Source organism: Dorea longicatena (genome assembly GCF_025150085.1).
Taxonomy (GTDB): domain Bacteria; phylum Bacillota; class Clostridia; order Lachnospirales; family Lachnospiraceae; genus Dorea_A; species Dorea_A longicatena.
Window position 1 is genome coordinate 15,001 of record NZ_CP102280.1, and the last position, 15,165, is coordinate 30,165.

Here is a 15,165-nt window from a genome sequence, read left to right on the forward strand (position 1 = left end):
ACGGTCCGGCGAGTTGCGCTGGCTGGCGAGGTTAAGCACCAAAGGTGTGGAGCCGAAGGGAAACCAAGTCTTAATAGGGCGAATGAGTCAGTCGGAGCAGACCCGAAACCGGGTGATCTATCCATGTCCAGGTTGAAGTTGCCGTAAAAGGCAATGGAGGACCGAACCCACATCCGTTGAAAAGGGTGGGGATGAGGTGTGGATAGGGGAGAAATTCCAATCGAACCCGGAGATAGCTGGTTCTCCTCGAAATAGCTTTAGGGCTAGCCTCATATAAGTCTTGCGGAGGTAGAGCACTGAATTTCCTAGGGGGCGTCAAAGCTTACCGAAGAATATCAAACTCCGAATGCCGTGTAGATGTTGTATGGGAGTCAGACTGTACGAGATAAGTTGGACAGTCAAAAGGGAAAGAGCCCAGACCTGCAGCTAAGGCCCCAAAATGTGTGTTAAGTGGAAAAGGATGTGGGATTTCAAAGACAACTAGGATGTTGGCTTAGAAGCAGCCATACATTCAAAGAGTGCGTAATAGCTCACTAGTCGAGAGGTCCTGCGCCGAAAATGTCCGGGGCTGAAACACACTGCCGAAGCTCAGGAATGTACCTAGTACATTGGTAGAGGAGCATTGTATACGGGACGAAGCAGTACCGATAAGGAGCTGTGGACTGTATAGAAGAGAGAATGCCGGAATGAGTAGCGAGAGGAAGGTGAGAATCCTTCCGGCCGAATATCTAAGGTTTCCAGAGTAAAGCTGATCTGCTCTGGGTAAGTCGGGGCCTAAGGCCAGGTCGAAAGACGTAACCGATGGACAACAGGTTGAAATTCCTGTACCTTAAGTAAACAGAACTGTGGGGACACGTGTGGAGAGCACAAGCCGGAAATGGAAAAGCCGGTGCAAGCGGGGTAGGAGTACAGTAGGCAAATCCGCTGTACAATCCGAAGACGTGATGCGGACCGAATTAAGAGTAGGGAAGTGTGTGAGCCATGCGTCAAGAAAAGCCGCTATTGTTTTACTTAAGCCCGTACCGTAAACCGACACAGGTGGATGAGGAGAGAATCCTAAGGCCGACGGGAGAAGCATTGTTAAGGAACTCGGCAAAATGACTCCGTAACTTCGGGAGAAGGAGTGCCAGCGAGAGCTGGCCGCAGAGAATTGGCCCAAGCAACTGTTTAGCAAAAACACAGGTCTATGCAAAACCGTAAGGTGAAGTATATGGGCTGACGCCTGCCCGGTGCTGGAAGGTTAAGAGGAGAGGTTAGCGGTAACGCGAAGCTTTGAATTTAAGCCCCAGTAAACGGCGGCCGTAACTATAACGGTCCTAAGGTAGCGAAATTCCTTGTCGGGTAAGTTCCGACCCGCACGAAAGGCGTAATGATTTGGGCACTGTCTCAACAATGCACCCGGTGAAATTGAAATACCAGTGAAGATGCTGGTTACCTGCGCCAGGACGGAAAGACCCCATGGAGCTTTACTCCAGCTTGATACTGGGATTCGGTATTGCATGTACAGGATAGGTGGGAGGCTAGGAAGTGATAACGCCAGTTGTCACGGAGCCGCTGTTGGGATACCACCCTTGCAGTATTGGATTTCTAACCAGCGACCATGAACTGGTCGGGGGACAATGTCAGGTGGGGAGTTTGACTGGGGCGGTCGCCTCCGAAAGGGTATCGGAGGCGCTCAAAGGTTCCCTCAGAATGGACGGAAACCATTCGAAGAGTGCAAAGGCAGAAGGGAGCTTGACTGCGACACCGACGGGTGGAGCAGGTACGAAAGTAGGACTTAGTGATCCGGTGGTATAAAGTGGGATTGCCATCGCTCAACGGATAAAAGCTACCCTGGGGATAACAGGCTTATCACTCCCAAGAGTTCACATCGACGGAGTGGTTTGGCACCTCGATGTCGGCTCATCGCATCCTGGGGCTGAAGTAGGTCCCAAGGGTTGGGCTGTTCGCCCATTAAAGCGGTACGCGAGCTGGGTTCAGAACGTCGTGAGACAGTTCGGTCCCTATCCGGCGTGGGCGTAGGATATTTGAGAGGAGCTGTCCTTAGTACGAGAGGACCGGGATGGACTGGCCGCTGGTGTATCTGTTGCATACCAAATGCATGGCAGAGTAGCCAAGCCGGGACGGGATAAACGCTGAAGGCATCTAAGCGTGAAGCCCCCCTCAAGATGAGATATCCCTACGTAAGTAGTAAGACCCCTTGAAGACGACGAGGTAGATAGGTCAGAGGTGGAAGTACAGTAATGTATGGAGCTGACTGATACTAATCGGTCGAGGGCATGACCAAGCAAGGTGATAGGTAGGATGAAAGAAAATATTTCTTGTATGCAGTTTTGAAGGTACATAGGTACAACAAAAGATGGCCCAGTGGCTCAGTTGGTTAGAGCGCCGCCCTGTCACGGCGGAGGTCGAGAGTTCGAGTCTCTTCTGGGTCGTTTGTATGGGATCATAGCTCAGCTGGGAGAGCATCTGCCTTACAAGCAGAGGGTCATAGGTTCGAGCCCTATTGGTCCCATCAAATAAAAAGAATATGGATGGATTCCCGAGTGGCCAAAGGGGACAGACTGTAAATCTGCTGCAAATTGCTTCGGTGGTTCGAATCCACCTCCATCCATTAGCCGTAAGGCACTCGCCGATGTGGCTCAATTGGCAGAGCAGCTGATTTGTAATCAGCAGGTTATCGGTTCGAGTCCGATCATCGGCTTTAAGTCACAAGACTTAATTTAATATCGCGGGGTGGAGCAGTCTGGAAGCTCGTCGGGCTCATAACCCGAAGGTCGTAGGTTCAAATCCTGCCCCCGCAACTCGCACAAAATATTGTGTGTATGCCCAGATAGCTCAGTCGGTAGAGCAGAGGATTGAAAATCCTCGTGTCACTGGTTCGATTCCGGTTCTGGGCATTTTCCTTGCGAAAGGAATAAGGGCGTGTAGCTCAGGTGGTAGAGCACTTGACTTTTAATCAAGTTGTCCGGGGTTCGAATCCCCGCACGCTCATGGAATGAGAGTGAAGTAGTATATAAGTACTACTTCTTTTTTTATTTAAAGAACTTGCCACCTACATGACCTGCCACTGGCAGCTCATTACGGATGCTTTGGCAACCGGTAGCTTTTCTTGCATACTTTGTTATTGAAATATATTGACATATTTTATTGAAGTGATTATATTATAATTAATAAGAGGGAGTAATCGGCATCTATATATTTCATAAAAGAGATATAAGAATGGAAGATATAGATGTTTACGATGACGTCAGTACGATGGCAAAAGAGCTATCCGTATCGTAATGAAATGATGAGACTTTTATTGCATAGTTTTTATGCAATAAAAGTCTCTTTTTTTATACCAAAGCAAAAGCATGTAATACAAGTTGACGGTGGCAGATTCTAGGTATACTTTCGATATATCAAAAATTAAAAAGGGTTATTGGCCAAAGAAAGAAAGGAGAACAAATATGCTGACAACAAAACAAGCAAGGGAGAATCAGGAAAAATATGGTTTCAATGAACTGGTAGAAGGGAAAAAGAAAAGTACCATGCAGATATTTCTGGAACAGTTTAAAGATTTTCTTGTTATCATATTGATCATATCTGCAGTGATTTCCGGTATCTTAGGAGATGCAGAAAGTGCGATTGTTATTTTTGTAGTAATTACGATGAATGCAATACTTGGAACGGTGCAGACCGTAAAGGCAGAACAATCGCTTAACAGTTTAAAACAGTTATCTGCTCCGGAAGCGAAAGTAGCAAGAGATGGAAATATTATTCAGATTCCGTCGAGAGAGGTGACGATTGGCGATGAAGTAATACTGGAGGCAGGGGATTGTATACCTGCAGATGGAAAACTTATAGAATGTGCAAGTCTGAAGGTAGATGAAAGTGCACTGACGGGAGAAAGCATAGCAGTTGAAAAGAATCTGGATGAAGTCGCAGTCGGAACAGCACTTGGCGATCAGACGAACAAAGTATTCTCCGGAAGTTTTGTTACGTATGGAAGAGGAAGATACGAAGTGACTGCAATCGGCATGAATACAGAAGTAGGAAAGATTGCAGATCTTATGAAGAATACATCAGAAAAGCGCACACCACTGCAGGTGAATCTTGATGACTTCGGAAAAAAATTGTCGATATTAATTCTGGTATTTTCAGGCATAATATTTGGGGTAAATGTATTTCAGGGAGAATCTATTGGTTCAGCGTTTATGTTTGCTGTTGCGCTGGCAGTTGCAGCGATACCGGAAGCTCTTAGTTCGATTGTGACGATTGTATTATCTTTTGGAACACAGAAGATGGCAAAAGAACATGCAATTATACGAAAACTGCAGGCGGTAGAAGGTCTTGGCAGTGTATCGATTGTCTGTTCGGATAAAACGGGGACACTGACGCAGAATAAGATGACAGTAGAGGATTATTATGTAAATGAAAAGAGAATACCGGCCGGAAAAATTAATCTGAAAAATGAAAATGAAAAACTGCTTTTGAGATTCAGTATCCTGTGTAATGATTCAACGAATACAGACGGACAGGAGATTGGTGATCCTACGGAAACGGCACTTATTAATCTCGGAAGTAATCTGGGAATCGAGATTATGCAGGTAAGGGAACGATATCCGAGATTGTCTGAGGTTCCATTTGACAGTGAGCGGAAATTGATGTCGACAGCTCATAGGATTCAGGATGATAAGATGTTAACGGCTGATCATATAATGATCGTAAAAGGTGCTGTAGATGTATTACTGGATCGTATGGACAGAATCAGAGTTGGAAATACTGTAAGAAGGATGACAGATTCTGACTGTAAGAATATTTCCATGCAGAATATGCAGTTTTCCAGAGAAGGGTTAAGAGTTCTTGCATTTGCATATAAACATCTGGAAGAGGAAAAAGAAATCGGTACAGAGGATGAAGAGCATCTGATATTTATCGGAATGATCGCAATGATGGATCCGCCGAGAGAAGAGTCGCAGGTTGCGGTAGCAGAGTGCCTGAATGCCGGAATCCGGCCGATTATGATTACGGGAGATCATAAAGTCACGGCTGCGGCAATTGCAAAGAGGATTGGAATATTAAAGGATGAGTCAGAAGCCTGTGAAGGTGCTGATATTGAAAATATGTCAGATGAAGATTTAAAAGACTTTGTAGAGGGAATCTCGGTCTACGCAAGAGTCTCTCCGGAGCACAAGATCAGGATTGTCCGTGCGTGGCAGGAAAAGGAAAATATTGTGGCAATGACAGGAGATGGTGTGAATGATGCGCCGGCTTTAAAACAGGCGGATATCGGTGTTGCAATGGGTGTGACCGGAAGCGAAGTTGCAAAGGATGCGGCGGCGATGGTTCTGACAGATGATAATTTTGCAACGATCGTGAAGGCAGTGGAAAATGGAAGAAATCTGTATCAGCATATTAAAAATGCAATTCAATTTCTATTATCCGGAAATTTCGGAGCAATTCTTGCGGTACTGTATGCAGCAACGGCCGGATTACCGGTGCCTTTTGCCCCGGTACATCTGTTGTTTATTAATCTTTTGACAGACAGCCTGCCGGCAATTGCGCTGGGTATGGAACCGCATTCTAAAGCGGTTATGGATCAGAAACCGAGACCTGTGAATGAGTCAATACTTACGAAAGCATATCTGGTGAATATCGGAACCGAAGGTCTGTGCATCGGGATTATGACAATGGCAGCATTCTTGATTGGATACAGAGGACAGGATGCAGTTCTGGCAAGTACGATGGCGTTTGGAACGTTGTGTATGAGCCGTCTGGTACATGGATTTAACTGCAAAGACGATAAGCCGGTAATATTCTCAAAGAGATTCTTTAATAATAAATATCTGATCGGAGCATTTGTCTTAGGTACTGTTCTGATCACGGGTGTTCTTACAATTCCGGGATTACATGCCATGTTTAAGGTTGTTACGTTAAATATGACGCAACTGATGACAGTATATGGTCTTGCATTTCTGAATCTTCCTGTGATTCAGGGATTGAAGTATTTGAAGGGAAAGACAAAATGGAATTAAAACAAGAGACAGTGAAGCAGATCAGGGGATTGATCATATTTACGGCAGTACTGATTGTCTGTCTGTGGAAATTTGATGTTGTGATAAGTGCGTTTCAATTTGTATTAAATATAGTATATCCGTTTTTGCTTGGCGGTGCGATTGCATTTGCCTTAAGTGTACCGATGAACTTTGTAGAACGGAAATTATTTACAGAGAGAAAAATTTCTGAAAAATATAAAAGAAAATATGCCAGGGGAATCAGTCTGATGCTTGTAATTGCCGGTGTAACCGGAATTCTGGCAATGATAATATTCGGGCTGCTTCCGCAATTGGCAGGAACATTTGCCAATCTGGGAAAGAGTATTCAGGAGTTTATCCCGCAGGTGCAGGGGTGGGCAGATCACTGGTTTCATAATAATAAAGAAATTATGAATGTCGTGAACAACCTGGAATTTGACTGGAATAAAATTATGGAAGCGGCGGCAGGCTTTCTGAAAAACGGAGCGGGAAGTGTGCTGGAGACTACCATTAATACGGCAAAAAATATTATTGGTGCAGTGGGAACGTTTTTTATTGCATTTGTATTCGCAGTTTATATTTTGCTGCAGAAAGAGAAACTGCGAATACAGGCGAAAAAAGTATTATTTGCGTTTGTCAGGAAGGGGAGAGCAGAAGCTGTATTGGAAGTGCTGGCTCTGACGTATAAGACATTTTCTGGTTTTTTGACGGGACAGTGCGTGGAGGCTTTGATCCTTGGAGCAATGTTTGTAATCACGATGACACTGTTTAGACTGCCATATGCACTGTTGACCGGAATTGTGATTGCATTTACGGCATTGGTACCGGTTTTTGGAGCATTTATCGGATGTGCGGTCGGGGCGTTTCTGATTTTTATGGTGAGTCCGTTTAAGGCGTTGATGTTCATTGTGTTGTTTCTGGTACTTCAGCAGATTGAGGGGAATCTGATTTATCCACATGTAGTGGGAAATTCGGTTGGACTTCCGTCAATCTGGGTGCTGGCAGCAGTGAGTGTTGGCGGAAGTCTGATGGGAATTGTCGGAATGCTGATATTTATTCCGTTGATGTCGGTGGTATATGCACTGTTCCGTGAAGTTGTCTACATTAAATTACGACAAAAGAATATTTATCCACAGGATATTTTATAAATGGGGATAACTTTGTGAATGTGATCATTTATTGTGGATGAAGAGGATATCAGTTTTGAAAACGTGATCGTTCTTTCAATTTACAGTAGATGACAGCAATGGCGGTACTGATCAGGGTTGATACAATACCGGCTCCGATAATAGAAGCAGGATTAACGCTTCCATACTGACTCCGATAAGCAATAACATTGATCGGAATAAGCTGAAGAGATGAAATGTTGATGATCAGGAATGTACACATTTCATTACTTGCTGTTCCGGCAGGGCGGGAGATACCGGGAGCCAGATGTTTGCGGCGCTGTTCTTCTAATTTCGATAATTCTTCCATTGCTTTTAATCCGGCAGGAGTGGCGGCCCAGCCAAGACCTAAGATATTGGCGATCATATTGGTGGTAATCGGTTCTTCGGCGGGGTGACCGGCGGGAAGATTTGGAAAAAGGAAACGAATGACCGGACGGATCTTTCTGGAAGCGGCCGGGATAGTTCCGGCTTTGGAAGCAATTTCCATCAGTCCTACCCAAAAAGACATGACACCGATCATGGTAATACAAAGTGAGATGGCTTCTTTGGATGAATCAAGTGCTGCATTGGTAATATCGGGCATCCGGCCTGTGAATGCGGCGTATACGATGCCTGTAAGAATCATAAAAGACCAGAGGTAGTTGAGCATAAGTGAGACTCCTGTATGTGGATATCTGAAGTATAATATGCAAACAGTGTGGAAAATATGACGGTATAAATCGCCATGCGTTTGTAAGGGGCTGCCGGAAATTGCACCAATCTCAGTTATATATTAATATATGACAAGCCAATAGAATAAACTGTAAGAGGATAATTTAAAGAAGGAATGTTAATATGCAAATATTGTTATATCTTACAGATTTCATAGTCCCGCTGGTAATCTTCGGGATTGTAGGTTATGGACTGTTAATGAAAGTTCCGGTATACGATACGTTTATTAAAGGTGCAAAGAAGGGGTTTCTGACAGTAATCAAGATTATGCCGACACTTGTCGGATTAATGGTGGCGGTGGGGATATTGAGAGCGTCCGGCTTCCTTGAACTGATTGCAAATGGAATCGGGAGATTTACGGACAGAATCGGTTTTCCGGGAGAGCTGGTTCCGCTTACAGTGGTAAAGATGTTCTCCTCATCGGCGGCGACGGGACTTTTGCTGGACATTTTTAAAGAATATGGAACAGATTCGTATATCGGACGGATTGCATCGATCAGTATGTCGTGTACAGAGACGATCTTTTATACCATGAGTGTATATTATATGACAGCCAGAGTCACGAAGACGCGCTATACATTGACGGGTGCGCTGCTTGCAACTCTGGCTGGTGTGACTGCCAGCGTAGTGCTGGCGGGTATGATGACATGATCGTGTGATGTGGTAAAATGTCACGGGAAAATGTAATTATTCCCAGGGTTTCTTATGATAATCTGAGGAATCTTTTTTGTCTCTGTGGTCTTTTCTGTTCTGGGATTTGCTCCATATGCGGAGAGCAGTGAGAATTCCGACCGTGTAAAGGATCGTGACTAATATTACCGGGTTATCCTTCAGAAAATAAATAACAAGGATAACGGATAACAGACAGATAAAGAGCTGGAATGTGGTCCAGAATCTTTTTTCGCGGACTTCTTTCGCCTGCTGAAGGAGTTCCATACGTTTCTGTTCCATACGGAGATATTCCATCAGATCTTCATCGCTGATGCGGGAAAGGATCTGCTCATCGCGGTTCATCTCAATCTTGCGTTTGGAACGGAAATTAGAGAAGAACTCACGGAACGGATGTTCATCTTTGGAGCGGGATTTTTCCTGTTGTTCGTAAAAGTCTTCTTCCAGGTCTTCGTCTTCTTCCGCATCTTTTTTCGAAAATTCTTTTGTATTCCGGGTGTCACTGAATTTGTCTGCGTTATCGGCAGCTTTACCGTCGGTAGTTTTGCTGTCGATAGTTGTTTGATTATCTGTGTTCTGGGGGTCGGTAATTTCCTTAGAAGCAGCCGTTTCAGTGTCTGTAGTTTCCTGCGCAGCAGATATATCAGCAACGGGATAAAGCACAACGTTGTCAGTGGCAGCAGGTGCGCTAGTTTCAGATTTCTTAGTCTTAGGTGATTCTTCTGTCGGTACTGCTTTTTCTATATTTTCGGACATGATTTTACCTCCGTATTCATTCTTATATTGTATGTTGTCTTTTATTTTATCTTTATTATCTTATCATATCAGCTATGAAGATAAAAAACAAATAAAGAGTGTATAAAACGGCGGAAAATAACTTGCAGTAGAAAAAAGCCCTTAAAAATGTTAAAATTGTAAGGAATCATTTGGAGGAAAACAAGATGCAGTTAATGAATGAAATCCCGGATACGTTCTGGAGTCTGTTCCGTTCGGTCAACCGGGATATTTATATTGAAGCACTTTTATGTATTAATGAAGAATACGAATATAATAACTATTTCCTGACGAAAGAGGTGTGCATCCAGATCTTAAGTGATATGAATGCGAAGAAACGGTTTGAGTTACAGCGGGAGGAAAATGATACGGATTTTGATATGCTGGAGACGCCGTCATCAAGGATATTAAACTGGCTTCTGCGGTCAGGATGGCTGAAGCGTATCGAGGATTATAATACACTGGTGACGAATATTGTCATTCCGGATTATGCGGCGGTGATGATCGATGCATTTGAAAAGCTGAATTCGGAAGATGCGTCGGAGACGGATATTTATATCCAGAATGTGTATGCGACGCTGTATGCATTTCGCAATGATCCGAGGGCGAGTATCGGGCTTTTGAGGACGGCACTGGTGAATACGAGGCGGCTGAATAAGGCACTGCAGGACATGCTTCATAACATGAACAAGTTTTTTGCAAAACTTTTACAGCAGGATTCGTACAGCGGGATTTTAAGAGAGCATCTGGACAGCTATGTGGAAGAGATCGTGTGGAAGAAGTATCATATTCTGAAGACGTCGGATAACTTTTACATTTATAAGATGGATATTAAGAAATGTCTGAGAGAGATCCGGGATGATGAGGCATTTATCATGAAGGTACAGGTGCGGTCGAAGATGCTTGGAGATAATCAGGATGATGTACTGGATCTGCTGGATCTAATCGAGCGGGGATTTGATGATATTGAGCACAGAATCGCTAATATGGATAAGGAACATACGAAGTACGTCCGTGCGACGGTAACGAGGATGAATTATCTGTTAAGCGGTGAGACTGATACGAAAGGTCTGGTGGTCCAGCTTCTGAATAAAATGTCGGAAGATCCGGATCAGATGGAAGAGATCATCACAGAGACCGGAAAGCGCATGAATCTGTCGCTGCTGGAAATTCTGTCGGAGAAATCTTTATATAAGAGAAGAAAATCCAGAAAAGACTTCATCAGCCAGCTTCTTCCGGATGAGACGACGGGAGATCTGGATAAGGATGATATCTTAAGACTGAACCGGATCCAGATGCGGTTCAGCAAGAAGCAGATTGAAGAATTCATCGAGAATAATATGGAAGATGAAGTGATGGATGCGTCGAAGATTAATATTGCTGACGAGGAAGAATTTGAAAAACTGATTCTTGCTTATGATTACAGTACGCGTAAGAACAGCAGATATATGGTGCTGGAAGAAGAACCGGAGATGGTGGAAAAGGACGGATACCGGTATCCGGCATTAAGATTCGTGAAGAGACGGGCGTAATAGTGTGTAATAATTTGTAATGCAAAACAGAAAGAAAAGTGATGAACAATAATATAAAGAAGTTCTGATAAAAGGAGTTCTAAGAATAATGATAGATTACTACGAACAGCTAACCCAGGAAGAAAAAGAAGAGGTCACAGAGGTCATCCAGACACTGTACCGTCAGACATTTCTCCTGGAAAGAAAATTTGATAAACGTGCGGGAAGGATGCAGTATACAAAAGAATACCGTACCTGTACGAAGCATCTGGAATTTTTTAAAGCATATTTTGAGGTGGCTGGGATCATACTGCGGGAAAATGTACATATGGGTGTGATCTATATCCAGGGAGAGCAGTTATGGGGTGAGAAGCTGCCGCGTCTGGCGACGATCTATTTACTGGTGCTGAAGCTTATCTATGACGAGCAGATGCAGACTGCATCGTCGAGCAGCCATGTGGTGACAACACTTGGTGCAGTAAACGGAAAAGCGGGAGAATTTCATGTATTGAAGAGTCTTCCGTCAATTACGGAAATGAGACGGACGATCGCACTTCTGAAGAAGTATCAGATCATCGAGCCGCTTGATGTTCTGGAAGAATTAAACGAGTCGACCCGCCTGGTCATCTACCCTTGTATCCATACGGTACTTTTAGGAGACGACATCAGGGAATTATTAGCGACATTCAGTGAGGAGGATCAAATTGGAGACGAAGCAGCCATTCAAAGCACTCTCGAAGATATGCCTGAATAACTGGCATTACATAGATAAAAAGATACTGACGCTCAATGAAGGAATCAACTTCTTCACCGGACATTCCGGAAGCGGTAAATCGACGGTTCTGGATGCGATCCAGATCGTGCTGTATGCTAATACGGACGGCCGTGGATTCTTCAACAAGGCGGCAGCAGATGATTCGGACCGTACACTGATCGAGTACTTAAGAGGTATGGTGAATATCAGTGAAAATAATGAATCACAGTATTTAAGAAATCGTAATTTTTCCAGTACGATCGTGCTGGAGCTGACACAGACGAATACCAGAGATAAACAGTGTGTCGGTGTTGTGTTTGACGTGGATACGTCGAATAATGACGTAAGCCGCCTGTTCTTCTGGCATACGGGAGAATTACTTCCGAATCATTACCGTTCGGAAGGCCGGTGCCTTACCACTGCGGAAATGCGTGAGTACCTGCAGCGTTCCTTTACGCCGGAACAGTTCTACTGCGGTCCGAGCAATGAAAGATTCCGGAGACAGCTATACGATATCTATCTTGGCGGTCTGGACATGGAAAAATTTCCAAAGCTATTCAAACGTGCGATCTCGTTCCGTATGAATATCAAACTGGAAGATTTCGTAAAGGAATATATCTGTATGGAGCAGGATATCCATATTGAGGATCTGCAGGAAAGTATCATGCAGTATGGACGCATGCGCAGTAAGATCGAGGAGACGATGGAGGAGATCAGAAGACTGAAGCTGATCTGCGGAAAATATGAGCAGTATGCAGAAAAATCCGATGAGGAGAAAGTGTGCTCTTATCAGATCGACCGTCTGGAGATTATGAACCATGAGGTGAAGAGTCAGGAAGCTAGAGACCGGATCAAGGTAAGGCAGGAAGCCATCGAAGATCTGAAGAAGCAGCAACAGGTGCTGGAGCAGGAAGAAAAGGACCTGCAGAAAGAGTATGAAGAGATCATTCTGCGGATCGCAGACAGTGGGTATGCAAGGCTGGAATCAGATCTGGATACATTAAATGAGACGCTGGAGCGTCTGAATAACGGAAAAGTCCGCTGGGAGCAGACTGCAGAGCATCTGAAGGCATGGACGGAGAAAGACATTACGCCAAATCAGGTGATCTGGGATATCGAAAAATTCGCAGACGGAAGCATTTCCGAAGAAGAGCTTGTGCGCCTGCAGGAAGGCTTAAAAGATCTGCAGGAGGAACTGGAAGACCAGAGACAGGAAGCGGATGCAGACCTTCGCCGGATCAAGAAAGAAGAGAAAGAGGCAAGAGCAGAATTAAAAGAACTGAAGCAGGGAAAGAAGGCTTATCCGAGAGAGCTGGAAGAGGCGAGATTCGAACTGCGTAACCGCCTGCATGAGCGCTGCGGCAAGTTCGTGAATGTGCATATTCTTGCGGATCTTCTGGATGTGAAGGACGAGAGATGGCACAATGCAGTGGAGGGTTATCTTGGAAATAATAAATTGCAGCTGATCGTGGAACCAAAGTATGCCAGGGCTGCGATGGACATTTACCAGGAGATGGATACAAAACGTTTCTTCCGGGCAGCAGTCCTGGATACGGAGAAGCTTACGAAGGATAAGCATCAGGTACAGCCGGGCGCGCTGGCAGAAGTAGTAAAAGCGAAAGAAGCGTATGTGCAGGAATACATTAATTTCTTCCTTGGAAATGTAAAGAAATGCGAATCACTGGATGAACTGCGTGAGTGCAGGATCGGTGTGACACCGGATTGTATGCTGTACCAGAGCTACAAACTGCAGCACATGAGTCCGGAGAATTACACCAGAAGAGCCTACATCGGTGAGACGAGTATGCGCCAGAGAATCCGCAAGCTGGAAGAAAAATGTGAGAAGTTAAATGGCGAGAGAATGCCGGTACAGGAGCTGTTAGAAGAGATCCGCCAGGCAATGCAGATGGAGATGTTGAAGCAGCCGGCAGAGGATTATCTCGGATGGCTGGCTGACAGCAAGGCAATCATTTCCAAAGAAAAGAAAAAGGCTCAGCTTCTGGAACAGATGCAGAAGTTAAAGGATGAATCCGTTGCTGCATGGGAAGGCAAGAAGAAAGAAGTGCAGGCGGCACAGGATGCGAAGAAAGAATCCGTATCCAAGGTGCAGGAAACAATCTGGGAGAACAAGAAAGAAATCGAACGTCTGAATGCAGAAGTTCTCGAATCGGAAGAACAGATGAAGGACGTGAAGAGAAAAGTAGCAGATAAGCGTTACGAGAAGGAGTTCCAGGAATATCTGGCGAGCAGAAAATCCGAGAATTATGAGTATCTGAGACGTCAGATGGTTTCGCGGGTATATACGCTCAGGGAAGAAGAGGAAGACGCTTACCGGAAGCTGGTGGAAGAGAGAAGCAGTTATATCAGAGAATATCCGAACCGTACATTCTCAACTTCTATCCGGGACAACGTGCCGTATGAGAAGCTTCTGAATTCACTGTCCTGCGATCATCTGGAGACTTACAGGGAGTCGGCGAAGACACAGGCGAAAGCGGCTGTGGAGCATTTCAAAGATGACTTCATCTTCAAGATCCGGAGTGCAATCCTGGAGGCTTATCAGAGAAGGGATGAGCTGAACCGGATCATCAGCAAACTGGACTTCGGTAAGGATAAGTATCAGTTCGTGATCACGAAGAACAAGGGTGCAGATGGAAAATATTATAAGATGTTCATGGATGATTCCCTGCAGATCCGTCCGTCTGACTTAGATGATACGATGGACAACCAGCTTGATATGTTCACGATGGAGCATGAGAACCAGTATGGGGAGATGATGAACGAGCTGATCAACATCTTCATCCCGCCGGAGAATGCGACGAAGGACGAGATGGATGAGGCGAAACGCAACATGGATAAGTATGCGGATTACCGAACCTATCTGTCATTCGATATGCAGCAGATCGTACATGGCGATAAGGAGATGACGATCGGACTGAGTAAGATGATCAAGAAGAACTCCGGCGGAGAGGGACAGAACCCGCTGTACGTGGCACTTCTGGCAAGCTTTGCGCAGCTTTATAAGATCAATCTGTCGCCGAAGATGCACCGGTCACCGACACTGCGTCTGGTTGTGTTGGACGAGGCGTTCTCCAAGATGGATGCCGAGAAGGTGGCAAGCTGTATCTCGCTGATCCGCGGACTTGGCTTCCAGGCGATCATCAGTGCGACGAACGATAAGATCCAGAACTATCTGGAGAATGTAGATAAGACTTTCGTGTATGCGAACCCGAATAAGAGACATATTTCCATTCAGGAATTTGAGAAGACGGAGTTTGGGGAGTTGGCGGAGGAATAAAGTCGAATGTTTGTGATGTAAATATTGTAAGAATCGATGAAGAGTGGTGATATGTGACTGGAAAAAGAAGATGTGCTTACGAAAGGATGTCAGTTTACCACTGACAGGTGATAATATGAATACAATAAAGAAAAGTCTGAAAGACAGGGTGTGGGATTATCTTATAAAAAATGAAAAATATATCGTGCCGGGAATCTTGATGATAGGTGGAAGCAGTTATTATCCAGCGAAAAGCAGAAGACGGTAGAGCTACATGCTATAT

At 44.8% G+C, this 15,165-nt stretch carries 9 protein-coding genes, 7 tRNA genes and 1 rRNA gene (1 of these 17 only partly in view); 15 read left to right on the forward strand and 2 right to left on the reverse strand.

Going from position 1 to position 15,165, the window contains the following annotated elements:
- The 10 genes from NQ508_RS00080 to NQ508_RS00125 all read left to right on the forward strand — a co-directional run.
- Positions 1-2,287: ribosomal RNA gene (locus tag NQ508_RS00080) — 23S ribosomal RNA — on the forward strand (it extends 606 nt beyond the left edge of the window).
- Positions 2,288-2,361: 74 nt separating this feature from the next.
- A tRNA-Asp gene (locus tag NQ508_RS00085) sits at positions 2,362-2,435 on the forward strand.
- Positions 2,436-2,442: 7 nt separating this feature from the next.
- Positions 2,443-2,515: transfer RNA gene (locus NQ508_RS00090), tRNA-Val, on the forward strand.
- A 17-nt stretch (positions 2,516-2,532) separates the two neighbouring features.
- Positions 2,533-2,614: transfer RNA gene (locus NQ508_RS00095), tRNA-Tyr, on the forward strand.
- Positions 2,615-2,631: 17 nt separating this feature from the next.
- Positions 2,632-2,704: transfer RNA gene (locus NQ508_RS00100), tRNA-Thr, on the forward strand.
- Between the two features lie 26 nt (positions 2,705-2,730).
- A tRNA-Met gene (locus NQ508_RS00105) sits at positions 2,731-2,804 on the forward strand.
- 23 nt (positions 2,805-2,827) lie between these two features.
- A tRNA-Phe gene (locus NQ508_RS00110) sits at positions 2,828-2,900 on the forward strand.
- Between the two features lie 21 nt (positions 2,901-2,921).
- Positions 2,922-2,994 (forward strand) — tRNA-Lys (locus tag NQ508_RS00115).
- Positions 2,995-3,452: 458 nt separating this feature from the next.
- Positions 3,453-6,020 (forward strand): cation-translocating P-type ATPase, encoded by a 2,568-nt coding sequence (locus NQ508_RS00120; protein ID WP_006427555.1) that lies wholly within the window; start codon positions 3,453-3,455, stop codon positions 6,018-6,020.
- Complete coding sequence (locus NQ508_RS00125; protein WP_006427554.1) at positions 6,011-7,168, forward strand: AI-2E family transporter; 1,158 nt, start codon at positions 6,011-6,013, stop codon at positions 7,166-7,168. The genes NQ508_RS00120 and NQ508_RS00125 overlap by 10 nt, the downstream gene beginning before the upstream one ends.
- 49 nt (positions 7,169-7,217) lie before the next feature.
- On the opposite strand, the gene NQ508_RS00130 is transcribed toward NQ508_RS00125, so the two are convergent.
- Positions 7,218-7,838 carry a nucleoside recognition protein gene (locus NQ508_RS00130; RefSeq protein ID WP_044920006.1) on the reverse strand — a complete coding sequence of 207 codons (621 nt, stop codon included), beginning with the start codon at positions 7,836-7,838 and terminating at the stop codon, positions 7,218-7,220.
- A 185-nt stretch (positions 7,839-8,023) separates the two neighbouring features.
- On the opposite strand from NQ508_RS00130, the gene NQ508_RS00135 reads away from it, so the two are divergent.
- Positions 8,024-8,551 (forward strand): spore maturation protein, encoded by a 528-nt coding sequence (locus NQ508_RS00135; protein WP_006427552.1) that lies wholly within the window; start codon positions 8,024-8,026, stop codon positions 8,549-8,551.
- Between the two features lie 36 nt (positions 8,552-8,587).
- On the opposite strand, the gene NQ508_RS00140 is transcribed toward NQ508_RS00135, so the two are convergent.
- The gene (locus NQ508_RS00140; protein WP_006427551.1) at positions 8,588-9,325 is read right to left on the reverse strand and encodes a hypothetical protein; all 738 of its coding nucleotides are present in this window, start codon (positions 9,323-9,325) and stop codon (positions 8,588-8,590) included.
- Between the two features lie 185 nt (positions 9,326-9,510).
- Here NQ508_RS00140 and NQ508_RS00145 point away from each other — a divergent pair, with 185 nt between their 5' ends.
- The 4 genes from NQ508_RS00145 to NQ508_RS00160 all read left to right on the forward strand — a co-directional run bounded on the left by NQ508_RS00145 (position 9,511) and on the right by NQ508_RS00160 (position 15,150).
- Positions 9,511-10,875, forward strand: coding sequence for a Wadjet anti-phage system protein JetA family protein (locus NQ508_RS00145; protein ID WP_006427550.1), 1,365 nt, complete (start codon positions 9,511-9,513; stop codon positions 10,873-10,875).
- Between the two features lie 88 nt (positions 10,876-10,963).
- Positions 10,964-11,608, forward strand: coding sequence for a DUF4194 domain-containing protein (locus NQ508_RS00150; protein ID WP_006427549.1), 645 nt, complete (start codon positions 10,964-10,966; stop codon positions 11,606-11,608).
- Positions 11,559-14,903 carry an ATP-binding protein gene (locus NQ508_RS00155; protein WP_044920004.1) on the forward strand — a complete coding sequence of 1,115 codons (3,345 nt, stop codon included), beginning with the start codon at positions 11,559-11,561 and terminating at the stop codon, positions 14,901-14,903. Before NQ508_RS00150 ends, NQ508_RS00155 begins: the two co-directional genes overlap by 50 nt.
- Before the next feature lie 115 nt (positions 14,904-15,018).
- On the forward strand, positions 15,019-15,150 hold the full coding sequence (locus tag NQ508_RS00160; RefSeq protein ID WP_259828818.1) for a hypothetical protein: 132 nt from the start codon (positions 15,019-15,021) through the stop codon (positions 15,148-15,150).
- The last annotated feature ends 15 nt before the right edge of the window (positions 15,151-15,165 follow it).